This window comes from Nocardia sp. NPDC003183 (assembly GCF_053590715.1).
Genome location: NZ_JBSFTG010000017.1, coordinates 105,441 through 130,627 on the forward strand (window position 1 = coordinate 105,441; position 25,187 = coordinate 130,627).

Sequence of the window (25,187 nt, forward strand, 5' to 3'; positions counted from 1 at the left end):
GGAAGAGCTATGCCCGAAGCTGTTATCTGCGAACCACTGCGAACCCCGGTCGGACGATTCGGCGGGGTGTTCAAAGACATCGCCCCGCAAGACCTCGCCGCGGCCGTGATCACCGAACTGATCGCCCGCACCGGACTCGACGCCGCGACCGTCGACGACGTCATCCTCGGGCAGTCCTCGCCCAACGGCGAGGCGCCCGCGATCGGCCGCATCGCCGCGCTGGACGCGGGCCTGGGGATCGGCGTACCCGGCATCCAGGTGGACCGGCGCTGCGGGTCGGGTCTGCAGGCAGTGCTGCAAGCCTGCATGCAGGTGCAATCGGGCGGCAGCGATCTCGTCCTGGCGGGCGGCGTGGAATCCATGAGCCGCACCGAGTTCTACGCCACCGACATCCGCTGGGGCATCCGTGGCGACGGGCCGGTGTTGCACGACCGCCTCGCGCGTGCGCGAATCACCGCTGGCGGCAGGAACTTTCCGGTCGCCGGCGGCATGATCGAAACTGCGGAGAACCTGCGCGCGCAGTTCGCCATCAGCCGCGCGGACCAGGACGCGCTCGCCGTGCAGTCGCACCAGCGCGCCGTCGCCGCGCAGCGTGATGGTCGCTTCGAGGCGGAGCTGGTGAGTGTCGCTGTGCCGCAACGTAAGCGGGAGCCACTGCAGGTGCGCACCGATGAGCATCCACGAGCCGATACCGACCTCGATACGCTGGGCAAGCTGCGCCCGATCCGTCTCGGTATCGATCCCGAGTCCACGGTGACCGCCGGAAATTCCAGCGGCCAGAACGACGGCGCGGCCGTCTGTATCGTGACGACACCGCAGCGTGCGCAGGCACTCGGGCTGCGCCCCATCGCTCGACTGGCGTCGTGGGCGGTCGCGGGCGTACCGCCGTCCACCATGGGTATCGGACCGGTACCCGCGACCGAAAAAGCGCTCGCACGAATAGATCTCACACTCGACGACCTGGACGTGATCGAACTCAACGAGGCCTTCGCCGCACAGACACTGGCCGTCCTGCGGACCTGGAAGATCGAACCCGACGACCCGCGCGTCAACCCCAACGGCTCGGGAATCTCCCTCGGTCACCCGGTCGGCGCTACCGGCGCCAGAATCCTGGCCACCCTGCTGCACGAACTGGCCCGCCGCGAAGGCCGCTACGGCCTCGAAACGATGTGCATCGGCGGCGGACAGGGGCTGGCGGCCGTATTCGAACGCCTCTGATCCACTCGGGACCCGGTCGCGACTAGCTCTCGCGGCCGGGTTTTACCGCGGGTGGTCGCACGATGTTGGCACCGAGTAGATCCAGTGCGTCGACCGCATTCGTCACGCGCAGGGGCGATTCGGTGTCGGTCTCACCGAGCTGTGCGGCGACCCATGCCCGGGTGGGGCCGGATTCGTGGCGGCCCGCGACGAACCACACGCCGCGCGCGGGTTCGCTCGACTGGTTGACGTACATGTGCGGCCGGGTGGAATCGAAGCACAGCGAGTCGCCCGCGCCGATGGTGTACCTGTCGAAATCGAGCAGCAGCGTCAGCTCCCCGGTGAACAGGTAGGCGTACTCGGTTCCGGAGTGGCGCATCGGCATTCGGTCCACCGAGCTCGCGGCACCCGGCTCGTAGGTGACCAGCAGGGCGTCGACGCCCGCGTCCGGGTCGAGCGCGAGCTTTTCCCACCGGACCCCGTTGGCCATCTCGAGCACCGGGTTGTCCGCGGCGCGTTGAACCACTCCGGTGGATCGGCTCGTGCCCGAGTGTCCGGCCGGTTCGGCGGTGGGCTCGGCGCGGCCGTACCGCAGGCCCAGGAGATCATCGAGGGAGACCTCGAGATGGTTGACGAGGGCGTAGAGGGTGCTCACCGACGGCTGGGACTTGTTGTTCTCGATCTGGGAGAGCTGGCTGGCGGAGATGCCCGCCGCGGCCGCCAACCCGCGCAGGCTTGAACCCCGATCCAGACGCGCCTGCTTCAATGCCGGCCCGATCCTGTCCTGCATCAGCGCACCTCTGTCCACTCGCCGAAACGAAATCAACTATCAGTGAACACTACGGGTTCACTATGGATGAACACTACCTGCGGCGCGTGGTGGATTCGGACAGTCCCGTCTCGACGTGCTGTTTCGCGGGAAACTTGCCTCCCGAGGTGCATGTTCTCGGTGGTTAGAACATCGGCGGCGAGTCTCCTTGATGTGGCGACCGTTGTTCCGTGGTTGACATCACTCTCTATATGTTTAATGATACTGAACACATTCACGGTGGCTTCAGCCCCGTTCCCCGTCATCGACGACGAAGGAGACTCGTGTCTTTCCCGATTGCGCGACTTCGGTCGACCTGCTTTTCTCCGCCTCTCACCACCGCTCACCGATTCGCGGCGACCGTCTGCGTAGCGGGGGAGGGGACGTGCTGATCGGATTCGCGGGCCTGGGCCGAATGGGCAGGCCGATGGCCGCCCACCTGGCCGCGGCAGGGCACACCGTTCTCGCCTATGACCCCCATGTCGAGCAAGCGCCCGAGGGGGTCGGTCTCGCCGACTTCCCCGACGCGCTGGCCGCCGCCGCGTTGACGATCAGCATGCTGCCCGATGGTGAATCCACGCGGGGCCTGGTGATCGAGGGTCTGCGCACTGTCGCGCCCGGCCACCTGCACATCGTGATGGGTACCGTCGGCCCTGAGGTCGTGCGCGAACTCGCCGACCTGCCGCACCTAGCGGTGATCGATGCGCCGGTGTCGGGCAGTGTGTCGATGGCCGAAACCGCCGCCATCACCACGATGGTCGGCGCCACGCCCGAACAGTTCGAGCGGGCACGACCGGTCCTGGCCGCGATGACCACCGCCCAGTTCCACGCCGGACCGGTCGGCTCGGGGTCCACGGCCAAACTCGCGGTCAACGCGGTCCTGGCCGGGCTGAGTCAGGCTGTCGCAGAAGGACTTCTGCTCGCCGAAGCCGGTGCCCTCGACCCTGCCACGTTCTACGACATCCTGCGCAACAGCGCGGCGGGCGCCCCGTATGTCGGCTACAAGCAGCAGGCCTACCTCGCGCCGGAGTCGACGCCGGTCGCGGCGCCGGTATCGCTGATCCGCAAGGACCTCGGCCTGGCTCTCGCGCTGGCCCACAGTCACCGGCTGATTCTGCCCGGGTCCGAAGCCGCGTTCGCCGTACTCGACGATGCCGTGGCCACCGGGCTGGGTCAGGCCGACATGGCCGAGGTCCTCACCGTCCTGCGCCGCCGCAACGGCGTGATGTTGCGTGAAACCCTGTCCACCGCACCACAGACCGGAGCCCTCTCATGACCGATACTCTCGCCACGGCTGAGATCGAATCGACCATCCGCTCGCTCGAAGACGCTCGCTACGCCGCGGTGGTGGCAGGCGACATCGAAGGCTTCGCCGCGTTCGCGCACCCCGAGTTGCTCTACACGCACTCCAACGCCGTGGTCGACACCCTCGACAGCTACCTGGAGAAGCTGCGCACCGGCTTCTACGTCTACCACCGGATCGAGCACCCGGTGCACAAGATCGTCGTCGTCGGCGACACCGTACTGGTCTCCGGTGAGATGCGCGCCGACATCACCGCCGGTGGGGTGCGCAAACAACTCGCCAACAGCGCGCTCGCGGTCTGGGTGCGCGACGGCGATCGGTGGCTGCTGCTGGGCTACGGACCCACGGTCATCCCGGGAGCGATCTGATGACCCAGTTCACCTATGACGGTCTGCCGGGCCGGGTCGTCTTCGGCGCCGGTGCCGCGCGCACCAAGTTGCTCACCGAGCTTGACCTGCTAGGCGCGCGCCGCGTGCTGCTCATCGCCACCGATGCCGAGAACGGCACCGCGACACAGCTGTGCGCACCGTTCGCCGATCGGGTGGTCGCGACCTTCTCCGAGGTTCGTCCCCATGTGCCCGCCGACGTCGCCGAGCTCGCCCGTAAGGTCGCACTCGAGGCCGACGCCGACGTGGTGCTGTCGGTGGGCGGCGGCTCGACGACGGGAACGGCCAAGATCGTCGCCCTGACCACCGGTCTGCCGGTGCTCGCTGTGCCGACGACTTATGCCGGCTCCGAAGTCACCCCGGTGTGGGGTCTGACCGAGCGTGGGCGCAAGACCACCGGGACCGATCGGCGGGTGTTGCCCAAGACCGTCGTCTACGACCCGGAGCTGACTCTTACTCTGCCGGTGGAACTTTCGGTCGCCAGCGGACTCAACGCGGTGGCGCACTGTGTCGAGGCCTTCTGGGCGCCACGGCGAAGCCCGGTGTCCAGCGCGGTCGCCGAAGACGGCATCCGTCACTTGGTGAACGGGCTGACCACCATCGCGTCCACCCCGACCGGCCTGGCCAGTCGCGGTGAACTACTGCTCGGCGCCTACCTGGCCGGATCGGCGTTCGCCGTCGCCGGATCCGGGCTGCACCACAAGATCTGCCACGTCCTCGGCGGGGCGTTCGACCTGCCCCACGCCCACACCCACGCCATCGTGCTGCCCTACGTACTGGCTTACAACGCTCCCAACGCGAGCGAGGCCACCGACCGGATCGGCCGTGCGCTCGGGCGAGTCGACATCGTCGCCGGACTGCGTGAACTGGGTGGTGAGGTCGGTGTACCGGCGGGGCTACGTGAGCTCGGCATGGACGAGTCCGGCATCGACGACGTGATCGACGACATCCTGGCTATCGCTCCCGCAGACAACCCCACACCCGTCACTCCGGACGGACTCCGTGCGATCCTGCACGGCGCGTGGGCGGGATCCGAACCCACCGGGCCGACGGCATGAGCGGCGACCCGGCTACCGCCGTCGACAAGGAACAAGCCGTCACCGAGGAGGTGCTGGCCAGCTTCGACGCCACCCCCGATCCTCGGCTGCGCGAAGTGATGCACAGTCTCGTGCGCCACCTGCACGCCTTCGCCCGCGACGTTCGGCTCACCGAACACGAGTGGGAGTCGGCTATCGAATTCCTTACTCGCGCAGGACATATCACCGACAGTCGGCGTCAGGAATTCATTCTGCTCTCCGATGTGCTCGGCCTGTCGATGCTCACGGTCGCCATCAACGAACCCGCCGAGCCCGGCGCTACCGAGTCGACGGTGTTCGGTCCGTTCTTCGTCGATTCCGCACCGGAGATTCCGCTCGGGGGCGATATCGCCCGCGGCGCGAAGGGCCTACCCTGCTACGTCTCGGGCCAGGTGCGCACCACCGGTGGCGAACCGATCGAGGGGGCGCGCATCGAAGTGTGGGAAGCCGACTCCGACGGCTTCTACGACGTCCAGTACACCGACGACCGCTCGGCCGGTCGCGGCTGGCTGCGCTCGGGTGCGAACGGCGAATACCGATTCTGGTCGGTACTGCCCGCGCCGTATCCGATTCCCCACGACGGCCCGGTCGGCGACCTGCTGACCGCCACCGCCCGCGGCCCGATGCGCCCCGCGCATCTGCACTACATGGTCACCGCACCGGATTTCCGGCCCCTGATCACCCATATCTTCGTCGCGGGCGACCCCTACCTCGACTGCGACGCGGTGTTCGGCGTGAAGGAGAACCTCGTCGTCGAGGCCGTCCACCACGCCGACACCACCGCTCCTGACGGGACGCATCCGTCGGACGGCTGGACGAGCATCACGTTCGACCTGGTGCTGGCCACCCACGACGGCAGCTAGCGCCCCGTCACACACACGACCGGACCCGTCGAGGTCCGGATCGAACGGCACCGCCATGCCTTACGCCGGATTACACACCGGCAGGCGATGACTCGGTGCCGGTTCCACCCGTGCAGCGAACACCCGTTCCCTGCAATTCGAAGATCACTGCTGCCCGGGCACGACCCCCAGCAGCTCACACTGGAGGTACAACGATGCGACGTACACGTTGGATCGTGCTCGGCGGGTGTTTCCTCGCCTACCTGTTCGACGCTTTGGAAATCGTCCTACTTTCCATGGCGCTACCGTCCATCCGTAAGGATCTGGGCATCACGATCACCCAGGGCGGCCTGCTGGCGACCGCCACCCTGGTCGGCATCGGTGTCAGCAGCGTCCTCGGCGGCTATGTGGCCGACAACTTCGGGCGCAAGAAGGCACTGCTCGCCGCGCTGAGCATCTTCGGCATCTTCACCGCGGCGATCTACGTGGTTCCGAGCTATGAGGTCTTCCTGCTGCTGCGGTTCCTCGCCGGTATCGGGCTCGGCGCTGTCTGGAGCGTGGTCTCGGCCTACGTGGTCGAGACGTGGCCCGAAAAGCACCGTGGTCGCGCAGCCGCATTCGTGATCAGCGCCTTCCCCGCCGGTGGTGCGATGGCAGCCACGATCTCGGGCTGGTTCCTGCCGGATTGGCGACTGATGTTCCTGGTGTCGGGCTGCGCGGTTGTGCTGCCGATCGCGATCGTCGCGATCTTCTTCTCCGAATCCGCCACCTGGGCAGCTCAAAAGGCCGACAACGCCAACGATGTCGTCTCTGTGCGCGATGTCCTGGGTTCCTCCCTGCGCCGCAGGACACTGCTGGGCACCCTCATGGCGGCTCTCGCGCTGTTCGGCTACTGGGGCTCGATGACCTGGCTGCCCACCTACCTCACCACTGAGCGTGGTCTGGCTACGACCTCGGTCGCGCTGTTCATCACGATGTTGAATCTGGGAATGTTCTTCGGCTACAACGGGTTCGGCTACCTCGCCGATCACATCGGCCGTCACCGGACGATCATCATCACCTTGCTCGGTGTCACGCTGACACTGCCGATCTACGCACTCACCACCCAGGAAACCGCCCTGCTGTGGATGGGACCGCTGTTCGGCGCGTTCACCGCGTTCTTCGGCCTGTTCGGCTCCTACCTCGGGGAACTGTTCCCGACCAGGGCCCGCGCGACCGGTGCCGGCTTCTGCTTCAACGTCGGCCGTGGTGTGTCGGCGCTGGCGCCGTTCGCTCTGGCCGGACTGGCGGCGAGCATCGGATTCCAGGGTGGTCTCATCGTGTGCGCGGGCTTCTTCGGCCTCGCCGCGGTGGTGGCGTTGTTCCTGCCCCGCGGCAGCACTGTCACCGATGACGTTGTCGCCCAACCGGTTACCGACCCACGCGACGGAGAACCCGTCAAGGTGTGACACCGATGGTCTGGGTCGCCCATGGCGACCCAGACCATCGGTCGTCATCCGAACCCTGTCCACCATCTCGACGAGGAAGACACTGCTGTGCCATCGACGATGCAAGCCGCCGTCTACTACGGCCCCCGCGATATCCGACTCGAAGAAGTCGACATCCCCGCTCCGGGCACCGGGGAAACACTCCTGCGGGTCCTGCGCTCGGGAATCTGCGGGACCGACGCCTCCGAGTGGACCGCCGGACCGAAAACCTTTCCCGTGCAACGCCGCCACCCTCACAGCGGGCACCTCGGCCCGATCATCCCCGGCCACGAATTCGTCGGCGAGATCGTCGAAGCCGACCCGGGTTCCGGCCTCACCGAGGGCAGCCTGGTCGCCAGTGGCGCCGGTGTCTGGTGCGGTAAGTGCCGACGATGTGGCGAAGGCCGAACCAACCAGTGCACGAGGTACCGAACCCTCGGGCTGAACGTCCACGGCGGGATGGCCGAATTCGTCGCGGTCCCGACGAAGACACTGCGTCCGTTGCCCACCGGGTTGTCCCTGGACCACGCCGGACTCGCCCAACCCCTGTCTGTCGGCATCCATGCGGCTCGTCGGTCCGGTGCGCGCGAGGGCGACAACGTCGTGATCATCGGTGCCGGCGCGATCGGCTCGTTCGTCCTCGCCGGTCTGCGGCACCTCGGCGAGTTCGACATCACCGTCATCGATTTCCCCGGCAGCCGCCTCGACCGCGCGCAACGTCTGGGCGCCGATCGCACCCTCACTCCGTCGGAGTCCGTCGCTGCCGATGTCACTGACGCACTCGACGGCCGCAAACCCGACGTCGTGATCGAGGCAAGCGGGGCGCCCGGCCAGCTGGCGGCGGCACTCGAGATGGTCATCGACGGCGGCCGTGTCCAAGCCGTCGGCATTCCCAAGGACAAGCCCGCCCTCGACATGCACTCGATGATCTTCCGCGAGATCACCCTCGACACGACGCTGGCCCACGTCTGCGACACCGACCTCCCCGCCGCACTGCACATCCTCGCGGCAGACCCGCTGCTCGGCACCGAATTCGCCGAAACCCCGGTAGGACTCGCACATCTGGGCGCATCACTGGATCGGCTCGCCGCCGGGCAGGTGGAAGGCAAGATCCTTATCGATCCTGGCGCGTGACCGGTTCCGGACAGGCTTTGCGCCGGGATCAAGGCCCCGGCGTGGCGGCGGACCCGCAGGGATGGTCCGCAGATCGACCCGATCGCTGACGGCCAGAATCAGTCCGCCTCGCACCCGCCAGATGGCCATCCATGGTGACGATTCAGGGCCGCCGTTTCGCGGCCGTGTCGGAGCGCTCCCGTGCCACGTATATTTCAGCCGATGCACGCGTCCGACGAGCGACAGCCATTGATCTCACGGTGGTCCGGCACAGGGCGCTTGCGTCCCGGTGTACTCGAGATCGAGGGTCCGCTGGGAAGTTTGCCGGGACATTCTCACCACTCCGTGCAGGTGGCCGTCGCCCACCGGGGGACGTTCGTCATCGAGGATCTCCAGGGCCGTCAGCGACGGACGAACGCGGCGATCGTTTCCGCCGATCAGTCGCACGCGTTCAGCGCTGCCGGCGCCTGGGGCGTCGTGGCGCACGTCGAGCCCGATTCATCTCTGGGTGCCGAGCTGATCGAGCTGGTCGACGATCCGTCCCACGCTCGTGCCTGGGATCACGCGGGACAGATCCTGATCAAGGGGCACAGCGCGTACGTCGAGGGGCGCGTGCGCTCTCCCGGAAACACCTCGCACCCGCTTCATCCGGGAGTCGCCGCCGCGCGCAGCCACCTTCAGACCGAGCTGGACTCACGACCCATCCGGCTTCGCGACCTCGCCGCGACCGTGCATCTGTCGGAGAGCCGGCTGTCCCATCTCTTCGCCCAGGACCTCGGAATCACCTTCCGGGCCTACGTGAGATGGCTCCGGCTGCTCCGGGCGACCGCAGCGGTCGCACAGGGCCGGACGCTCACCGATGCGGCTCACCTGGCGGGGTTCACCGACAGCTCCCATCTCACGAGGACGTGTCGCCGAACCTTCGGCGGCCCTCCCACCGCGTTCAGCACGATCCGCTGGGAGATCCTGCCGACCTAGCAGGTTGGTCCAATCCTGGACCGAGGCGAAGCGGCGAGGCTCGAGCAGACCCGAAAGGAACTGCTCGTGAACACATCACCCATCCTCGACTCCTTCACACCGGACGGCGGCGGCCCCCGACTCACCTCACTCCACTGGGTCCCGCGCGGGCCCGCGCAGGCCAGTGTCGTCATCATGCACGGTCTCGGCGAGCACGCCGCCCGCTACGACAGCACGGCTCGGTTGTTCACCGCGGCCGGCTTCTCCGTGCTTGCCATGGACTACGAAGGATTCGGGCGATCCGAAGGACGCCGCGGCGACGTCCGATACCAGTCGACGGCGCGGGCCGTGGACCATCTCATCGCACACGAACGTGCGCGAACGGGCGGCGCGCCGGTCGTGCTGTACGGCCACAGCCTGGGCGGGCTCTACGCGTTCCTCTACGCAGCGGACCGGCCGGGGACGGACGTGGCAGCGGTGGTGGTGACCGGACCCGCTTTCGACTCGGAGCTGCGGAATCAGCGGCTGAAGGTGGCCGTGGTCAGGAGCCTCGGCGGCGCCTTCGCCACCCTGACGTTGCCGAACGGGCTGCGGTTCGAGCGTGTCAATCGCGACCCCGGCGTCGTCGCCGAACGGTACGCCGATCCCTTGGTCCATGGGCGAGCGACCGCACGCTTCGCGATCGATGTCTTGGCACAGATGGATCGCGTGGCATCGGCTGCCACCCGAGTCGCGGTACCACTACTCGTGGTTCATGGCGACGCCGATCTGATCAATCCGCTCTCCGCCAGCCGCCAGGTGGTCGACCTCGTGTCGTCGGCGACGCTGAGGACCTGTCCGGGCGTCTACCACGGGTTGGAGGAGGAAGCCGAGGGGCCGGCCATCCTGGCCGACGTCATCGCATGGATCGACCGGACGCTGGCGGCCTTCGCCGGCCAGGCGCCGGTGGTACCGGTCCAGCCCATCGACCCGCTCACCGAGCGCAAGGAGGAGCAGTCATGACGACAGTCCGTGCGCGCGGTAGTGCTACCGGATCGAATTTCCTCGACGTCGCGTGGTTCTTCGCGATCGCCATCGTGCTGTGCTACACACTGTCCGTTCCGATGGTCTTCCGGCTGGTCTCCACGGACTTCGACAACCTGATCGTTCCGATCCTGCAAATGACCCCGCTGCTCGCGGCGATCATCATGTGGCTCGCCCGACGACCCGGAACGTTCGGCGAAACTTTCGCCACCGGGTGGCGCGGCACACCCAAGTGGGCAGGCATCGGCATCGGCCTCATCACCGCGATCGCCGCCATCCAGGCCTGCATCGCACTGGCATCGGGGATCTGGCCGCTCAACCCGCTCGACCAGATCTTGGCGGCGACAGTATGGGTCGTTCCGGTCTTCCTCCTGCAGTCGGTCTTCGCTGTCGGAGAGGAGTTCGGCTGGCGCGGCTGGCTGGCGACCCGCGCCGCGTCATGGGGATTCTGGCCGCTGGCCCTTGCCAGCGGTGTGGTCTGGATCGTCTGGCACCTGCCGGTGCTCGCCGTCATCGGAGACCGCCCACCGTGGGGCACCGTCATCTATTTCGCGGGCATGCTGCCGTGGGCGCCGCTGCTCCTAGCACTTCGCTGGCGGTCGGGGAGTGTCTGGCCGGCAGTCATGACGCACGGAGCGGTCAACAGCGTCCGGGTGTACCTGCTGCAATCCGTTCCCGATGCGACAGATCATCTGCTCATCGAAGTGATCGGCTGGGTGCTGACGCTCGCCGCTGCGCTGTGGCTGATGCGCACGAGCCCGGCGCCGGTCGTCCAGGGAGCCGTTGCAGCTCGCCCACTTCCACAGCGCGGCGGCGGCGAAGAGCGGGTATCCCAGCGGCCCTGACCAAGCCTGCGGCGTGAGTGTCGTTCCCAGGCGGGGCCGGGCAGTCGCTGGTCGCACCGCGGCGCAGTGAGTGTGTCAACAGATCGGTAGTGGGAACGCGCACGGTAACTCGAACCGAAGGAGCCCTCGTGACCAGTCGCCCAGACCTCCCCGCACCCGAACATGGTCTGATCCTCACCCATTTCCTGACCGTGCGCGATGTGGTCCGCTCGCGCGATTTCTACGCCGACATCCTCGGCGGCCAGGTCGTTCTCGCGGAAAATCCGGCTATCGTCAAGGTCGCCAACAGCTGGATCATCATGAATCCCGGCGGTGGACCAACCCCGGACAAGCCCGACATCACGCTGGCACCGCCGACGGCCGGCGAGATGGTCTCGTCGTTTCTCAACGTGCGGGTCGCCGACATCGCCGCTTTCTATGCCGACGTCACCGCCAAAGGCGGACAGTTCTTGACCGAGCCGCTGGACCGCAAAGCCGAACTTCGGTGCTACCTGCGCGACCCCGACGGCTACCTGATCGAGGTCGGTCAGGCCACCGGGATGCTGAAAGGCATCTTCGCCGACTGACCGACACGCCGCCGTCGCTCGTTCGCGACGAAATCCGCCGCGCTCCAGCGACTCGAATGATCGAACAGTCACACCAAAGAGATGGGAGCACCAGTGCCGCACCACAACCCCCGCGACCACCACCGCCCACTGCTCTGCCGGGTGCTCGGCCTTCGAGTCGGGCCGAGGCGATGACCGGGCCCGAGGCGGTGACCGAACCGGGCCCGCGCTTCGACGATCTGCGCGCGCTGTTCATCAATTGCACGCTCAAACGTTCGCCCGAGCCCAGCAATACCGACGGGCTGGTGCGGTTGAGTGCGCAGATCATGCGTCGGCGCGGTGTCGAAGTCGAGGAGCTGCGCGCGGTCGACCACGATATCGCGACCGGAGTGTGGCCTGACATGACCGAGCACGGAGCCCCGACCGATGAATGGCCGCAGATCTTCTCGCGCGTGCTCGACGCCGACATCCTGGTTCTGTGCGGCCCGATCTGGCTGGGCGACAACAGTTCGGTGATGAAACGGGTGATCGAACGCCTCTACGGATGCTCGTCGCTGCTCAACGATGCCGGTCAATACGCTTACTACGGGCGGGCAGCGGGGTGTCTGATCACCGGTAACGAAGACGGTATCAAGCACTGCGCGATGAATATCCTCTACAGCCTGCAGCACCTCGGGTACACCATTCCGCCGCAGGCTGATGCCGGATGGATCGGGTCGGTCGGTCCGGGTCCGTCCTATCTCGATCCGGATTCGGGCGGACCGGACAACGATTTCACCAACCGCAATACGTCGTTCATGACCTTCAACCTCATGCACGTGGCGGCCATGCTGCGGCGCAACGGCGGAATCCCGGCCTTCGGAAACCAGCGCAGCGAGTGGGACGCCGGATGCAGGCCCGACTTCGACAATCCGGAGCACCGATGAATCACGCCGAGGAACTGGGATCCGGATCCGCGACGCTGGTGACAGTCAGGACCCGATGCGGTTGTCGAGACATTTCAAGACCCAGCTGAACCCGGCCGACGCGATGAGTTTGCCGGCGGGACCGAACACGAATCCGATACCTCGCACGGGTGAATCGAACTCCGATGTCCAAGTGACAAGGGTCGTGCCTGGCGAGGTCGACTCGAACTCGACCCGGCCGAGTTTGTGCTGCAACGGTGGCCGCGCCTTGCGGATCCTGTACTCCATCAGGACGGGCCGGTCGAAGGCGGTGATCTCCTCCCGGAACCAGGCGATGCCGGCGTTCACCTCGCGGATCGCGCCGAGCCCGTTCGGTTCGGTGTCGCCGGGCCGGACCACAGTGGCCGACACGATGCCGGGCACCAGCGCCAGCGCCGCATGGTCGGTGTAGGCGTCGAACACCGCTTCGATCGGGGCGTCGATGCTGCGCTGCACTTTCACGACGGTCATGGACAGAAATCCCTTCGGTTCACCACGGTCCGGCCTGGACCTGGACGGGTATCGCTGGCGCGGGTGGTTGCGCTTCGGCGGTGACCGTCGCGCGAGCATCAGCGCTGTCGACCGTGCGCTCGGCCGGCGCTTCCCTGACTATGCCAGTGCCCCGCCGCGGTGGACGACTGCGCCACGGGCGCTCCTGTGCTGAGAGACGACCGTGCCCCGGTGCCATCGATTGTGTCGGTGGCATCCGGGGCACGGAAGGGTGAATCAGCCCAGGTCCGGGTGGCCGACCCACTCGACAATCGTCCAGCCCTTCTGCGGGCTGCCCTCGAGGACGACGCGGCCGCCGTTGCGCATCGGATCGGTGCCGAGTTTGCTCTTGTCGGCGTTGGCGGCGTTCATCATCGACCAGAACATGATGGTGCCGCCGTGCGAGAAGATCACCGGGTTGGCGCAGCCGCGGCGCTGCACATCGAGCAGTGCCTGATCGACGCGGCCGTCGAACTCGTTGCCGTCGATGGAGCCTGGAATCCGTGCGCTCAGGTCGCCGGAGAGCCACTTGATCGGCGCCTGTAGGTACCCGGACATCGCCTCGGCCTCCGGGGTGCCCTCGTACTGGCCTGCCTCGATCTCCCGGAAACCGGGCTGAATGCCGAGGCTCAGGTCCTGCTTGGCGACGGTCGGTGCCGCGGTCTGCTCGGTACGCACCATGTTGGATGCGAAGGCGCAGTCGTAGTTCTTGTCGCCCAGCTGGATGGCCAGATTGTCTGCCTGTGTCCGGCCGCGTGAGGTCAGGTCGGGTCCGGGCACCTTGGTGTCGATCAGGCCGGAGGTGTTACCGAGGGACTCGGCATGGCGCACCAGGGTGATGACCATGTCGCCGCTGCTGCCGGAGCTGCTGCCGGAACTGCCGAAGTCGATATCGGCGGACGCGACGCCGGTGGTAGCGGTTGTGGCCGCGACCGCCATCACGGCAATGGACAATCGAAGAGGTCGGATTCGCATGGGTGGGAATGCCTTTCATTGTGGCGAACGCCAATTCCGGTATGTCGAAGAACCGGAATTCGGAGTGTCGCGTCTCACAGAAGCAGCTATTTGCCCGAATCAAAGACGGGGTCTCCCATTCATCGGGAGCTTTCGCGTACTGGACCGCGCAGGCGAAACCACCGGTAGCGGAAGTGCGAGCGGCATGTCGACTCACGCGACCTGCTCACCCGGCCGTTTCGATGCCGCCGATCCGGTGTGCACGGCGATTTCCACAACCCGACAGCACCACGTCCGCGACCGTCGTCAAATGTGGACGGCCGCCGTCGGTGCTCACCTGCTCCAGCACGAGGCGGCTGGTCCGGCCGCGTAGATGCAGCGTCGCTATCTGGTTGCCGAAGAAGGGGCCGGTGACCCGACTCCACTCGACCGACACCGGGGGAACGGTGGACACCCGGTCCAGGAGGAAACGCGTCACCCGTTCGGCGGCCCGACTCCACGAGACCCGGAAGATCGCCTTCATGGCGGTCGGAACGTAGTTGTGCATCGGCGAACAGGTCAGCTGGTAGACCCGGGATCGCACGGCGTCGGGGAACTGCGCTTGCTCGGCATAGGCGTGGTGAACGTCGCCGGACAGCACGCAGATCGTGGCGGGCGCCCGTCCCCCCGGGCTGCTGCACTGTCCGCGCCCGACGCGGGCGACGAGTTGGGCGAGCCGGTCGAATGACTCTCGGAACGCGGCCCAATGTTCCAGATCGGCTGAGCGCCGCAATCTTTCGGACCATCCGGCCACACGTCGGCCGCGGACCCCTGAGGCCATGCGCTCATTCCACGACTCCAGGTCGTGGAGGGCACGCGGCAGCAGCCACGGGAGCGAGCTCCCCACCAGCAGGTGGTCGTAGTCGCCCTCGGTCTGTCGTTCGATCCACGAGAACTCGGGCTCGGAGACCATCGACCGCGTGCCGCCGCCGAGTATGCGTCCGCACCGGGAATCGATGACGAGCAGCCGGGTGGTGCCGAGATCGCGGCGATACGACCATTGCGCTCCCTTGGCGCCGTCGGCTTCTTCGTCCGCTGCGGACGCGAAATCGCGGAGCAACTCCGCGCAGTCGCCGCCCTCGGATCGGATCCGCTGGTAGAGCTCGTCGTCGGCCAGGGCAGCGGGCGAGAGGTTGCCCAGGTGCTGGTAGATCCAGTACGACGACAACGCGCCCACGATACGTTCCTCCCACCAATCGGTGGCCTCGATCTCGTCACGCCACGATGTCGAGGTGTTCCAGTCGTCGATGACGTCGTGGTCGTCGAAGATCATCGACGACGGAACCGTGGACAGCAGCCAGCGCACCTGCGGGTCGGACCATGACTCGGAATAGAGCCACGTGTACTCCTCGAAGTTGCGGATCTGGGCGCCCGGCGGTTGGTCGAGGTCGTGTACCTCGTCGATGCGACGGAGGATCTCCGGGGACAGCTCATCGGCGTAAACCTGGTCGCCGACCAGCAACAATGCGTCGGGCAGATCTTCGGGCGGGCGTTGCATGACTCGCCGCGCATAGGCGTCGAGAGCGTCGGCGTCGAAGTGGTCGTTGTCCTGCGTCGCGGTCGGTGTGGCGAATCGGCACGAGCCGAAGGCGAGGATCAGATCGGCGTCGCCTCTGAGCGTGCGAATGACGGACGGGTACGGGGCGTCGGGCAGCGGCCAGACGCGCTTGCCGTTGAGACTGACCTCGTACCGCGTGACGGAACCGGCCGCCAGTCCCGTGATCAGGACGAGAGCGTAGTGATGTCCGGCGATGGTCCAGGTGTTCTCGTAATGGCCGAGGACCTCGACGGTGCATGGTGCGGAGGTCTCGACCCAGACGGTGGCGTCGCCTTCGCCGACGTGACGCAGCAACGGACCCAGAACCAGCTCGCTCCTGAATTCCGGCAGCCGTGCCATCAGTCCAGACTATGTCGTGGCCCGGCTGTCGAGCAGGGGCATTCTGCCCTGACGGAACTGAATCCGGTTCGACAGGTGGTCGCAGGTCAAAATCCTGTCAGCACGTGGCGAACTGATGCGCGCGGCAGCTGACGTCTACCCGGTGGGCTGCGGGGGAGGAGTGAGATCGCGCGGCGGCGGCATCGGTCGATCGGGCGGGCGAATGATGACGCCTGGCCAGGAAACGCCGCGAACTCCATCGGGGCCGCGCGCGACGCGGATTCCTTCGGCGGTGATCCGAGGGCGGTAGATGGTTGCGCGGTGACCGAATGCCGGGTCGCGATCGATGGAGTTGAACAGCCCCATCCTCGTCAACCACAGCGACGCGCGAACTACCTCGTCCTCGGTCAGCGATTCTCCCGGCCAACAGACCGACGCCCCGACGACGAAGGCGCCGAGGACCGGCACCGGGTTGTCGAGGACATCTTCGTTGTGCGCCCATTTCAGCACCGCCTCACGCACCGCCCATTGCCGGTCGGAGTAGCCCGGTGTCGTTCGCGCGGCACTGTCCATCCGCAGCATCGCAGGCTTTTCCATCACGTCACTCCCTATTTCCGAACCGAACGGCCCGTGTCATCACGGCCCGCCCATATCGCTGAGCCGACGGGCCCGGCCGGTCCACCGGCCGGGCCCGAATACGCGAGCTGTCAGTCCTGCTCGGCGGCGCGCTGACGTGCTTCGTTGGCCGATACCTCCAGCCGTGCCTTCTCGGCTTCGGCTTCCTTCTCCGCGACCTCGCGCTGTGACTCGGCCTTGTCCTGCTGTGCACGGCCTTCGCGCAGCAAGGAGTCGTCGCCCACGACGGCACCCGCGACTTCCTTGGCTTTGCCCTTCACACCCTCGACGACGCCCTTGACTCCGGCCTCTACGCCACTGTCGTTCTCAGACACGACTGTCCTTTCGATCGGCCCAACGTTTCCCCGTGTGACGCGAGCGCAACCCGGGGCGCGGCAGCTCCACGGCTGACGTTTACAAGATAAACATATATCCGTTTACCTTGTAAACCACTGTGTCGAAATCTGCAGGGCGGGGTGCGTTGAAATCGGCCGGAACATCCCGGTACCCTGGGGTTATGGCGGCGTGGTGGAGTACCGGAGCCGGAAGATTTTGACAGGAGCTCTGCCCTGAGCGAGGACACGATCGACTCGGGCGCCGAGCTGCGCGACAACGGTTCACGGGACGGGGACGCTCGACGCGCCCCGCGCCTGGACCGGGTCCTGATCCTGGAATCAGCGATTGCGCTGATCGACCAGGAAGGCCTGGGGCATCTCACGATGCGCCGTCTGGGCTCGTGGCTGGGCGTCGAAGCCATGGCCCTGTACCGCTATGTTTCCGGGCGTGACGACCTGCTGGCCGGTGTGGTCGATCACCTCGTCGACCAGCTCTACGAGCAGAACCTGATGGAGCCCGACGAAGAGGGCGGCAGCTGGCAGGGATATCTGCAGCGCCTCGCGCACGGCGTGCGCCGCGTCGCGATCGAGCACCCCGAGGTCTTCCCGTTGATGGCCTCTAGCCCACCGCAGGCGCCCTGGCTGTGCCCGCCGCTGCGCAGTCTGAAGTGGATGGAATCCTTCCTCGAAACCATGCTCCACTATGGCTTCGACGATCGTCAGGCAGTTCAAATCTATCGGTCTTTCGCGACGTTCCTGCTCGGCCACCTCCTCCTCGAGGTAGCAACCAGGGGGGTCGAGCTGAGCCCGATCACCACCGCCGAGCCCGGACAGCACGAATCATCGGAGCTGGCCGACTACCCCCACGTCTATCGCCTGCAGAGCCACCTGGCAACCAACCGTTCGGCCGATGAATTCGAAGAATCTCTCGAGGCATTGCTCGATCGGCTCGAAGGGATGCGTCGCGCTCGACAACGCCCGTGAGTGGTGGTTCGACATGCCGTAGCCGCGGTCGGATCGGTATGAATCAGTGGCTCCGGCGCAGGACAGCCTCGTAGAAGCGGATCCCCTGTTCGAGCGCGTCGACGGTGAGACGCTCGTCGGTGGCGTGGATGAGGCCTCGTGCTTCGGCGTCGAGCTCGAAAGGGTAGAAGCGGTAGACATAGTCGCTGATCTTGGCGAGGTGGCGCGCGTCGCTGGCGCCGACAACGAGAAACGGTGATGTCACCGTGCCGGGAAATGTTTCGGCTACAGCCAGTTCGACCCGTTCGAACGCGGGACCTTCGGTGGGAGAGATCGGGGTCGGTTCGGAGGAATTGAGAATATCGAGGCGGACTTCGGGGTCGTTGATCAGCTTGCGGATGCGTTCGACGGTTCCGGCGACGGTTTCCCCGGTGAGGATGCGGATATTCAGTACCGCGCGCGCTGATTCGGCCATGACATTGGTGCCCTTGCTGCCTTCGAGCACCGTGGGCACCGCGGTGGTGCGGATCATCGCGTTCATCAGCGCACCGGAACGGGTCATGAAGGTGGTGGTCAGCCACTGCAGCCTGTCGGCTCGTGCGAGCACCGCGCCGAGTGGGCCACCGGAGTGTGCGCCGATGATGGCGAGCATCTCCCTGATCGGCGGCGTGAGCTGGGGCGGAAAGGTGAAGTTGTCCAGCTTTACCAGGGCACGTGCGATGCGGGTGGTCGCCGGATGCTTACCGGGCATGGAGGCGTGGCCGCCGGGGTCTACCGCAGACAGTTGAAGGTCGAGCATGCCTTTTTCGGCAGTGCCGACCGCGGCGATCTTCTCCTTGATCGGGAACAGGTCCCCCGCCACGCCGCCGCCCTCGTCGATGACCAGGCCGGGCACGATGTGCTGTCGGCGGAAGTACTCCACCACGGTGGGGACGCCGTCGCCGGCGACTTCCTCGTTGTGCCCGAACAGCAGATAGACGTCGCGATCGGGTGTGAACGCCTGGGCGAGAAGGTCTTCGACGGCTTCGCAGATGCAGACAAGCGGGCCTTTGTCGTCGATGGCGCCGCGGCCCCAGATCGCGCCGTTCGCGACGGTGCCCGCGAACGGCGGGTGCGTCCAACCGTCCGGATCGCCGGGGGAGACGACGTCTTGGTGCGCCATGAGCACGATCGGGTCCGCGGTGGACCCGGTGTCCCAGTGGTAGACCAGCGTGTGGTCGGCGAAGATCTGCTTGCGCAATTTTGTGGCAATCAGTGGGTACAGGGTGTCGAGTGTCTCGCGGAATGTCACGAATGGGGCCCAGTCGGTGTCCTTCTCGTCCTGGGTGGTGACCGTCGGGATCTGTAGCAAGGTGGCGAACCGCATTACCGCGCGGTCGATGTCGATGGTGCCTTCCGGCATACCGATGTCCTCTCCCGAGAATATGCACCCTCTGTGTGTCTATCCCGGCTCCGAGCCTATACCTCGACATTGTGCACAACCGCTGTTCCGCGGCTACCGACGGCGATATCGCCGGGTTCTGGCGGTGCGTGGGGTGGACCTCTTCCCTTGGTTCGGGAGGCGGAGCTACCGTAAATAGATGACCGAATCTGCTGACGTCATCGTCGTCGGAGCCGGACTCGCCGGATTGGTCGCCACGGCTGAGTTGGTCGACGCCGGCAAACGGGTGCTCGTCGTCGAGCAGGAGAACATCAACAATGTGGGCGGCCAAGCATTCTGGTCATTCGGCGGACTGTTCCTGGTGAACAGTCCGGAGCAGCGCAGGGTCGGCATCAAAGACTCATACGACCTCGCGATCCAGGACTGGATAGGCAATGCCGGATTCGACCGCGAGCGCGAGGACAAATGGCCACGCGCATGGGCGCAAGCCTTTGTCGAATTCGCCGCCGGTGAAATGCGCGGTTGGTTGGCCGAGCGCGGCTGGAAGGCGTTTCCGGTCGTAGCCTGGGCGGAACGAGGTGGCTACGGCGCGTACGGGCCGGGCAACTCGGTGCCCCGTTTCCACATCACCTGGGGAACCGGGCCACGGATCGTCGAGATCATCGAGTCTCGGGTCCGGGCCGGCGTCGACCAGGGGTTGGTGGAATACCGGTTTCGACACCAGGTCGACGAACTCGTCGTCACCGGCGGCACGGTCAGCGGTGTGCGTGGCACCGTCCTCGAGCCCTCGGACGCGGCGCGCGGCGTCGAGTCGTCGCGGAAAGCGGTGGGCGAGTTCGAGTTCAGCGCGCAGGCCGTGATCGTCACCTCCGGTGGTATCGGGCACAACCGCGAGCTGATCCGGCAGAATTGGCCCACGCGGATGGGCCGCGTGCCCGAGCACATGCTGGCCGGCGTTCCCGCCCACGTGGATGGGCGAATGCTGGCGATCTCGGAGTCCGCGGGCGCGAGCGTGATCAACCGGGACCGGATGTGGCACTACACCGAGGGCATCATCAACTACGACCCGGTGTGGCCCGACCATGGCATCCGCATCGGTCCGGGACCGTCATCGCTGTGGCTGGACGCGACCGGAAAGCGGCTCCCTCCACCGCTGTTCCCCGGCTTCGACACGCTCGGCACGATGCAGTACATCAACCGGACCGGATTCGACTACACCTGGCTGGTCCTGGACCAGAAGATCATCGAGAAGGAGTTCGCGCTGTCCGGCCAGGAACAGAACCCTGACCTGACCGGCCGCAACATCAGGTTGTTGCTGGAACGGGTGAAGAAGGGGGCGCCGGGTCCGGTCGAGGCGTTCAAGCGCCGGGGTGCCGATTTCGTGGTCGAGGACACCCTGGACGACCTGGTGCGTCGGATGAATGAGCTGGCAGGCGACAACGTGCTCGATGTGGCGAGTGTGAAGCGTGAGGTGACCTCGCGGGATCGCGAGTTCGGCAACGCGTTCAACAAGGACCTGCAGATCGCGGCGATCCGTGCCGCGCGTGCCTACCTGCCCGACAGAATCACGCGAGTGGCCGCACCACACAAGCTGCTCGATCCCAAGGCAGGCCCGCTGATCGCCGTCCGGTTGCATCTGCTCACCCGAAAGACGCTGGGCGGCTTGGAGACAGACCTCTCGTCGCGAGTGCTGGGGCCGGGCGCAGCGGTGGTCGAGGGCCTGTACGCCGCTGGTGAGGTCGCGGGGTTCGGCGGTGGGGGAGTGCACGGGTATCGCGCATTGGAGGGCACTTTCCTGGGCGGATGCATCTTCTCCGGGCGTGCCGCAGGCCGGGCGGTCGCTGGTCGGCTGTGAGGCCTCCTGGCGCGGCAAGAACTCGTCTCGGCCCTCCGCCGAGGCGAGTTGGAGCTGTCGGCAATTGCAGGGCTACTCACCGGGTCCGCTGACCGCCACGATCCGCCCAGCTCAGCAGGGCGAATCAACTCGGACCGCTAGGCGGTTGAGGTACGCCGCAGCAGAAAAGTCTACCGGTCGCGGCAGACAGGAGACCCGAAACTGCTGGCCGCCGACCGACAGCGGACAGAACCTTGAATTGAGGTGGCTGGCAGCGCAGTGTGCGAAACGGTTGTTCCGCAGGGGTTCACACCGGACCGGGAACGCGCGGAAGCCGCCTGATCACGAAGTTGTCACGCCGAAGCAGGAGTCTGTGCACCGGTGTCGGCCTCATGGCATAAGCTGTGGCCCCGGCACCGTGATGTCCGTGCCGTGTTCTGTGCTCGACGGAGATGCCCGCAGTTTCGATTTAGATCTGTCGGGTCGAACATCACGCTCTTCTGCTCACGATCCGCTGACAAGCGGTGTTGTGCTCCATCCGTGGCGATTGTGCTGTTCGGTTCGATAGCTGCCCTGGACGGATCACCTCGCACGAAGGATCGGTATGAAGAGCGGAAAACGCGCGTGGATTGCAGCACTCACGGGAACCCTGGTGGTCGTTGCCGCCGGGGTCGTGGCCACACCGACGGTAGGGGCCCAGCCGCCGCAGTTGAAGGTGGCGGGGGGTGACATCGTCCGTGCCGATGGTTCGGCGACGGCGGTCACGATTCCCGGCCCGGGCGGGCCGATACCGGCACGATCCACCCGCCTCGTCTACACCAGCAACGACACCCACGGCGCGCCGAAGACGGTGGTCGGCACCTATCTGGAGCCGACTCAGCCCTGGACCGGCCCGGGCCCGCGACCACTGGTGGCCTACGCGGGCGGCGCACAGGGGCAAAGTGCCGACTGCTCGCCGTCGGCGATGCTGGGGCAGGTGATCCGGTACCAGCCGCCTGCCGACGTGGTGTTCGAATACGACATCATCGCGATCTATCAAATCCTGGCGAGCGGGATGCCGGTGGTGATGACCGATTATCACGACTTCGGGGTACCGGGAGTGCACGACTTCCTCAACCGCAGGACGCAGGCGCACGCGGTGCTGGATTCCGCGCGCGCCACGCTGCGGCTGCCCGGTTCGGGGCTCGGCCCGGATTCACCGGTCATCATCTACGGCTACTCCCAGGGCGGAATGGCCTCCGCTGCCGCCGGCGAACTGCAGGCCGAGTACGCACCCGAACTCAACGTGCGCGGGGTGCACGTGGGCGGGCCGGTGGTGGGCCCGCAGGATTTCATCGCGCGCAGCGACGGCAACCCCGGCGTCGCGCCTGCCATCGCGTGGGTGCTCAACGGAATCGCCGCCGACTACCCCGACACACGCCCGGTACTCGACGCCGAGCTCAACGACACCGGTAGGGCGATCCTGCACGACTCCGCCGGCACGTGCGGGGGCGGTCTCTCCGAGACTTTCGTCCAGCCCCAGGACACGGCGCGGTGGACGACCAGCGGACGGCCGCTCACAGCCGTGATCGACGGTTCCCCCGAGTTGAAGAAGGCATTCGACGAGCAGCGCCTCGGCGGGTCCGCTCCCGCGGCGCCGGTGCGCGTCTACTCGGCCAGGCACGACGACAAGGCCGCGTACCCCGCCGCGCGCGATCTGGTCGCGCGATGGTGTGGCGGCGGCGCGGCGGTACTGCTGGATGCGGACGACACGGTGCCCGCGACGTCGGGCTTCCTGGGCACCCATGATCTGGGCTTCTTCCCGTCGCTGACGAGTTCGCAGCCCTGGATGGTCGATCGCCTCGCCGGCGTGCCCGCTCCGGTGAACTGCGCGGCGCTGCCCTAGCCTCGCCGATCTCCATCGACCTCGAGCCCACGCCGGTCGGCCGCATCGCCCCACTAGCAACTCCGGTGGCTGCGATGCGGTCAGGTGAGGATGCGGGGAATGAATCTGACTGTTTCGGACGGGGCGGTCTCAGCGGGTCGCTTACAGGCCGCGATCGCTGCGCCCTGCCCCAGCGTCCCATCTCGGCCGGCAGCGTCATCCAGGCGCTGCCGCGCACACCGCGACGGGACTCGGTCGGATCCTCTTGTGGCGGGTAAGAGTGTCGATTTGCACGGCTCCCGTTCGACCTAGGTAGGAGATGGCCTGGTGAGGGCCGGACAAACTACTCGAGCGAGGAACCACATGACGATCAACGATCTCGATGTTCTGCTCGGCTCCTGGGAACTGACCGGGCGCACCCACACGTCGGACCACGACGACATCGCCGGGGTTCTTACCGCGACCCGCATCCTCGATGGCGGGCTCCTGCAGCTCGACGGCACCATGCTGATCGGTGACACGCAGATCCACAGCCTCGAATTGATCTGGGCGGACGAAACCACCTCGGACTTCGCCGCGCATGTCTATTCCGGTTCCGCTGCTCCGCTGAGCTACCGGTGGAGCCGTCGAGGAGACACCCTCGTCCATGCCGGTCTGGGTATGACCTACACCGGCACCATCAGCTCCGACGGTGCCACGATCACCGGCACCTGGTTGCCCGACCCGGACCGTCCGGACATGGCCGGAGCCGCCTACGACGCCACCATGCGCCGGGTGGATCGCGCGGTGCCGTCAGGAGAATGACCAGCGGTGCGGCTACCAGTTCCCGGCGGGCGAGCCTGAGCGGCTCGCGCGCAGCATGCGGATGGCGCGCAGGGCGTGGGGCGGTTCGCTTCCGAAACTTGCGGATCCGTCGAGGTAGTGAGTGACCAGGTCGGGGGCGGAGTGGTCTTCGAGGCTGGTGAAGCCGAGGGCTCGCAGCTGGGCGGCGATATCGTCGGGCGTGAAGTAGCTGTACACGGGTTCGCCGACGTCGGCCAGTCGATCAGCACGTGCCTGCTGGTGCGCACTGTCTTCGTCGGTGTTCGCGGGCTGTAGGTAGTCGAAGACCACCTCGACCGGCTGGCTCTGACCGGCGATGTATTCGAGAGTGGTGTGGGCGGCGTCGGGAGTCAGATAGAAGACGACGCCGAGCCACACGAAGACGGCCGGTTCCGTCCGGGTGAATCCGGTGGATGCCAATCCTGCTGCCAGCGTTTGCGTTTCGAAATCGACCGGCACAAAGGCCAATGTCTCAGGGCGGTCGATTCCGGCGGCGGTCAGACGTTCGCGTTTCCACGCTTGGGTGGCGGGGTGGTCGACCTCGAAGACACGCAAGTCCGGAAACGGATTGCGATAGGCGAACGTGTCCAGGCCTGCGCCGAGGACAACGACCTGCCGCACACCCGCGGCGACGGCCGCGGCCACGACGTCCTCGGCGAAGCGCGCGCGTGCGGCGAAGAACAGCCGACGGGACCGATCGCTGGCCCCGTCACCGAGGTGATCGGTTGTGGGCGTGCCCAATTCGGCCAGTTCCTCGGCGGTGACGCCGAGCAGACGTGCCGCCAGAGGATCGGTGAAGATCAGTGGTCGGTCAACGATCTGGTGATAGGCGCGGGCGTAGGCGGTGATGAGCGCTGTCCGGCTGGGTCCGTCGTTGTCCATATTCGTGAACCTACTTGCGAATGCGGCACACGCTCTATGAACTCACTCACGCAATCCGTGACAGTTCATACTGATCCGCTGCGTGCACTGGATCCAGCTGCCGGACAAAGACGCAGCGGCCGACCTCCACACCGAGGCCGACCGCCGCGAAGTTCAGTCCGAGATTCGTTTCTCGAGACCATCCAGACGCAGATCAGGCAGACGCAGTTCGGACCGACTGCCAACGAAGCGGATGCTCAACACCCCGTCCGTGACAACGACTTCCGGCTCACCACCCGGTCCAGCCCGGCAGCGCTTGTCGGCTCGGTCGGGTGGCCCCAGGTGGTTACAGGCCTATGCCGGTGCGCAGGGTTGGCCAGGAACTGTGGAGTGCGTCTTGCCAGTAGGGCCATGCGTGGGTGCCGAACAGGGTGTAGCGCACGGTCGGTGTGAGGCCGGCGGTGCGCATGGTCTTTTCGACGGTGCGGGTGCAGTTGAGTGCGCCTTCTTCGAGGCTGATCGCGCCGAACAGGTCGATGGGGTAGGAGAAGCTCGGGTCGAAGTCGACGTCGGCGGGGCCTGGTGTGCCGCTGCCGACCGACATGTAGATGGTGGTATCGCGGAGTGCGTCGAGGTGTTCGGTCGGGTC

24 protein-coding genes and 1 pseudogene are annotated in these 25,187 nt (G+C 66.5%); 16 read left to right on the forward strand and 9 right to left on the reverse strand.

Going from position 1 to position 25,187, the window contains the following annotated elements; all coding sequences use genetic code 11:
- Positions 1-9 precede the first annotated feature (9 nt).
- Positions 10-1,218 (forward strand): acetyl-CoA C-acetyltransferase, encoded by a 1,209-nt coding sequence (locus tag ACWDXS_RS31265; protein WP_449971269.1) that lies wholly within the window; start codon positions 10-12, stop codon positions 1,216-1,218.
- 22 nt (positions 1,219-1,240) lie between these two features.
- Here the strand turns inward: ACWDXS_RS31265 and ACWDXS_RS31270 are convergent, their stop codons facing one another.
- Positions 1,241-1,987: a helix-turn-helix domain-containing protein gene (locus ACWDXS_RS31270; protein WP_378992817.1), complete on the reverse strand. Its 747-nt coding sequence runs from the start codon at positions 1,985-1,987 to the stop codon at positions 1,241-1,243.
- 403 nt (positions 1,988-2,390) lie between these two features.
- Here ACWDXS_RS31270 and ACWDXS_RS31275 point away from each other — a divergent pair, with 403 nt between their 5' ends.
- The 11 genes from ACWDXS_RS31275 to ACWDXS_RS31325 all read left to right on the forward strand — a co-directional run bounded on the left by ACWDXS_RS31275 (position 2,391) and on the right by ACWDXS_RS31325 (position 12,487).
- A complete protein-coding gene (locus ACWDXS_RS31275) occupies positions 2,391-3,281 on the forward strand; it encodes an NAD(P)-dependent oxidoreductase (protein ID WP_378992819.1) in 891 nt (296 codons plus the stop codon).
- A complete protein-coding gene (locus tag ACWDXS_RS31280) occupies positions 3,278-3,676 on the forward strand; it encodes a nuclear transport factor 2 family protein (protein ID WP_378992821.1) in 399 nt (132 codons plus the stop codon). The genes ACWDXS_RS31275 and ACWDXS_RS31280 overlap by 4 nt, the downstream gene beginning before the upstream one ends.
- Entirely contained in the window at positions 3,676-4,752 is a 1,077-nt protein-coding gene (locus tag ACWDXS_RS31285; RefSeq protein WP_449971274.1) for a maleylacetate reductase, read from the forward strand. Before ACWDXS_RS31280 ends, ACWDXS_RS31285 begins: the two co-directional genes overlap by 1 nt.
- Positions 4,716-5,633, forward strand: a complete 918-nt coding sequence (locus ACWDXS_RS31290) for an intradiol ring-cleavage dioxygenase (RefSeq protein ID WP_449971278.1) — start codon at positions 4,716-4,718, stop codon at positions 5,631-5,633. Before ACWDXS_RS31285 ends, ACWDXS_RS31290 begins: the two co-directional genes overlap by 37 nt.
- Positions 5,634-5,827: 194 nt before the next feature.
- The gene (locus tag ACWDXS_RS31295) at positions 5,828-7,060 is read left to right on the forward strand and encodes an MFS transporter (RefSeq protein WP_449971281.1); all 1,233 of its coding nucleotides are present in this window, start codon (positions 5,828-5,830) and stop codon (positions 7,058-7,060) included.
- A gap of 21 nt (positions 7,061-7,081) precedes the next feature.
- On the forward strand, positions 7,082-8,212 hold the full coding sequence (locus tag ACWDXS_RS31300; protein ID WP_449971284.1) for a zinc-dependent alcohol dehydrogenase: 1,131 nt from the start codon (positions 7,082-7,084) through the stop codon (positions 8,210-8,212).
- Positions 8,213-8,413: 201 nt separating this feature from the next.
- Positions 8,414-9,169: a helix-turn-helix transcriptional regulator gene (locus ACWDXS_RS31305; protein ID WP_449971287.1), complete on the forward strand. Its 756-nt coding sequence runs from the start codon at positions 8,414-8,416 to the stop codon at positions 9,167-9,169.
- Positions 9,170-9,235: 66 nt separating this feature from the next.
- Positions 9,236-10,150 (forward strand): alpha/beta hydrolase, encoded by a 915-nt coding sequence (locus ACWDXS_RS31310; protein ID WP_449971290.1) that lies wholly within the window; start codon positions 9,236-9,238, stop codon positions 10,148-10,150.
- Complete coding sequence (locus tag ACWDXS_RS31315) at positions 10,147-11,016, forward strand: CPBP family intramembrane glutamic endopeptidase (protein WP_449971293.1); 870 nt, start codon at positions 10,147-10,149, stop codon at positions 11,014-11,016. Before ACWDXS_RS31310 ends, ACWDXS_RS31315 begins: the two co-directional genes overlap by 4 nt.
- A 128-nt stretch (positions 11,017-11,144) precedes the next feature.
- Positions 11,145-11,582 carry a VOC family protein gene (locus tag ACWDXS_RS31320; protein ID WP_449971296.1) on the forward strand — a complete coding sequence of 146 codons (438 nt, stop codon included), beginning with the start codon at positions 11,145-11,147 and terminating at the stop codon, positions 11,580-11,582.
- Positions 11,583-11,752: 170 nt separating this feature from the next.
- A complete protein-coding gene (locus ACWDXS_RS31325) occupies positions 11,753-12,487 on the forward strand; it encodes a flavodoxin family protein (RefSeq protein ID WP_449971299.1) in 735 nt (244 codons plus the stop codon).
- A 45-nt stretch (positions 12,488-12,532) separates the two neighbouring features.
- Here ACWDXS_RS31325 and ACWDXS_RS31330 read toward each other — a convergent pair whose 3' ends face one another.
- The 5 genes from ACWDXS_RS31330 to mbp1 form a co-directional block, all read right to left on the reverse strand.
- Positions 12,533-12,976, reverse strand: a complete 444-nt coding sequence (locus ACWDXS_RS31330) for an SRPBCC family protein (RefSeq protein ID WP_378992837.1) — start codon at positions 12,974-12,976, stop codon at positions 12,533-12,535.
- A 255-nt stretch (positions 12,977-13,231) separates the two neighbouring features.
- Positions 13,232-13,969, reverse strand: a complete 738-nt coding sequence (locus tag ACWDXS_RS31335) for a histidine phosphatase family protein (protein ID WP_378992839.1) — start codon at positions 13,967-13,969, stop codon at positions 13,232-13,234.
- 205 nt (positions 13,970-14,174) lie between these two features.
- Positions 14,175-15,884, reverse strand: coding sequence for an alkaline phosphatase D family protein (locus ACWDXS_RS31340; RefSeq protein WP_449971302.1), 1,710 nt, complete (start codon positions 15,882-15,884; stop codon positions 14,175-14,177).
- A gap of 135 nt (positions 15,885-16,019) precedes the next feature.
- Positions 16,020-16,460 (reverse strand): hypothetical protein, encoded by a 441-nt coding sequence (locus ACWDXS_RS31345; RefSeq protein WP_387446638.1) that lies wholly within the window; start codon positions 16,458-16,460, stop codon positions 16,020-16,022.
- A gap of 110 nt (positions 16,461-16,570) precedes the next feature.
- Positions 16,571-16,813, reverse strand: a complete 243-nt coding sequence (gene mbp1, locus ACWDXS_RS31350; protein ID WP_387446639.1) for a microaggregate-binding protein 1 — start codon at positions 16,811-16,813, stop codon at positions 16,571-16,573.
- 267 nt (positions 16,814-17,080) lie between these two features.
- On the opposite strand from mbp1, the gene ACWDXS_RS31355 reads away from it, so the two are divergent.
- Positions 17,081-17,797 (forward strand): TetR/AcrR family transcriptional regulator, encoded by a 717-nt coding sequence (locus ACWDXS_RS31355; RefSeq protein WP_449971319.1) that lies wholly within the window; start codon positions 17,081-17,083, stop codon positions 17,795-17,797.
- A gap of 43 nt (positions 17,798-17,840) precedes the next feature.
- On the opposite strand, the gene ACWDXS_RS31360 is transcribed toward ACWDXS_RS31355, so the two are convergent.
- Positions 17,841-19,178 (reverse strand): M20/M25/M40 family metallo-hydrolase, encoded by a 1,338-nt coding sequence (locus ACWDXS_RS31360; protein WP_449971306.1) that lies wholly within the window; start codon positions 19,176-19,178, stop codon positions 17,841-17,843.
- Between the two features lie 178 nt (positions 19,179-19,356).
- Between ACWDXS_RS31360 and ACWDXS_RS31365 the strand changes: the two genes are divergently transcribed.
- The 3 genes from ACWDXS_RS31365 to ACWDXS_RS31375 all read left to right on the forward strand — a co-directional run bounded on the left by ACWDXS_RS31365 (position 19,357) and on the right by ACWDXS_RS31375 (position 23,659).
- Positions 19,357-21,012 (forward strand): FAD-binding dehydrogenase, encoded by a 1,656-nt coding sequence (locus ACWDXS_RS31365; protein ID WP_449971308.1) that lies wholly within the window; start codon positions 19,357-19,359, stop codon positions 21,010-21,012.
- A gap of 583 nt (positions 21,013-21,595) precedes the next feature.
- Positions 21,596-22,876 (forward strand): lipase family protein, encoded by a 1,281-nt coding sequence (locus tag ACWDXS_RS31370; RefSeq protein ID WP_449971311.1) that lies wholly within the window; start codon positions 21,596-21,598, stop codon positions 22,874-22,876.
- A gap of 342 nt (positions 22,877-23,218) precedes the next feature.
- Positions 23,219-23,659: a hypothetical protein gene (locus ACWDXS_RS31375; RefSeq protein ID WP_387446643.1), complete on the forward strand. Its 441-nt coding sequence runs from the start codon at positions 23,219-23,221 to the stop codon at positions 23,657-23,659.
- A gap of 12 nt (positions 23,660-23,671) precedes the next feature.
- Here ACWDXS_RS31375 and ACWDXS_RS31380 read toward each other — a convergent pair whose 3' ends face one another.
- Both ACWDXS_RS31380 and ACWDXS_RS31385 read right to left on the reverse strand, forming a co-directional pair.
- On the reverse strand, positions 23,672-24,559 hold the full coding sequence (locus tag ACWDXS_RS31380) for a class I SAM-dependent methyltransferase (RefSeq protein ID WP_449971313.1): 888 nt from the start codon (positions 24,557-24,559) through the stop codon (positions 23,672-23,674).
- Positions 24,560-24,884: 325 nt separating this feature from the next.
- Positions 24,885-25,187 (reverse strand): annotated as a pseudogene (locus ACWDXS_RS31385) (esterase family protein); the annotation flags it as partial.

Coding starts and splice junctions, on each gene's coding strand:
- ACWDXS_RS31265 (WP_449971269.1), top strand. CDS start 10: ATGCCCGAAGCTGTTATCTGCGAACCACTGCGAACCCCGGTCGGACGA.
- ACWDXS_RS31270 (WP_378992817.1), bottom strand. CDS start 1,987: ATGCAGGACAGGATCGGGCCGGCATTGAAGCAGGCGCGTCTGGATCGG.
- ACWDXS_RS31280 (WP_378992821.1), top strand. CDS start 3,278: ATGACCGATACTCTCGCCACGGCTGAGATCGAATCGACCATCCGCTCG.
- ACWDXS_RS31285 (WP_449971274.1), top strand. CDS start 3,676: ATGACCCAGTTCACCTATGACGGTCTGCCGGGCCGGGTCGTCTTCGGC.
- ACWDXS_RS31295 (WP_449971281.1), top strand. CDS start 5,828: ATGCGACGTACACGTTGGATCGTGCTCGGCGGGTGTTTCCTCGCCTAC.
- ACWDXS_RS31300 (WP_449971284.1), top strand. CDS start 7,082: ATGGCGACCCAGACCATCGGTCGTCATCCGAACCCTGTCCACCATCTC.
- ACWDXS_RS31305 (WP_449971287.1), top strand. CDS start 8,414: ATGCACGCGTCCGACGAGCGACAGCCATTGATCTCACGGTGGTCCGGC.
- ACWDXS_RS31315 (WP_449971293.1), top strand. CDS start 10,147: ATGACGACAGTCCGTGCGCGCGGTAGTGCTACCGGATCGAATTTCCTC.
- ACWDXS_RS31325 (WP_449971299.1), top strand. CDS start 11,753: ATGACCGGGCCCGAGGCGGTGACCGAACCGGGCCCGCGCTTCGACGAT.
- ACWDXS_RS31330 (WP_378992837.1), bottom strand. CDS start 12,976: ATGACCGTCGTGAAAGTGCAGCGCAGCATCGACGCCCCGATCGAAGCG.
- ACWDXS_RS31335 (WP_378992839.1), bottom strand. CDS start 13,969: ATGCGAATCCGACCTCTTCGATTGTCCATTGCCGTGATGGCGGTCGCG.
- ACWDXS_RS31340 (WP_449971302.1), bottom strand. CDS start 15,884: ATGGCACGGCTGCCGGAATTCAGGAGCGAGCTGGTTCTGGGTCCGTTG.
- ACWDXS_RS31345 (WP_387446638.1), bottom strand. CDS start 16,460: ATGGAAAAGCCTGCGATGCTGCGGATGGACAGTGCCGCGCGAACGACA.
- ACWDXS_RS31360 (WP_449971306.1), bottom strand. CDS start 19,178: ATGCCGGAAGGCACCATCGACATCGACCGCGCGGTAATGCGGTTCGCC.
- ACWDXS_RS31365 (WP_449971308.1), top strand. CDS start 19,357: ATGACCGAATCTGCTGACGTCATCGTCGTCGGAGCCGGACTCGCCGGA.
- ACWDXS_RS31370 (WP_449971311.1), top strand. CDS start 21,596: ATGAAGAGCGGAAAACGCGCGTGGATTGCAGCACTCACGGGAACCCTG.
- ACWDXS_RS31375 (WP_387446643.1), top strand. CDS start 23,219: ATGACGATCAACGATCTCGATGTTCTGCTCGGCTCCTGGGAACTGACC.
- ACWDXS_RS31380 (WP_449971313.1), bottom strand. CDS start 24,559: ATGGACAACGACGGACCCAGCCGGACAGCGCTCATCACCGCCTACGCC.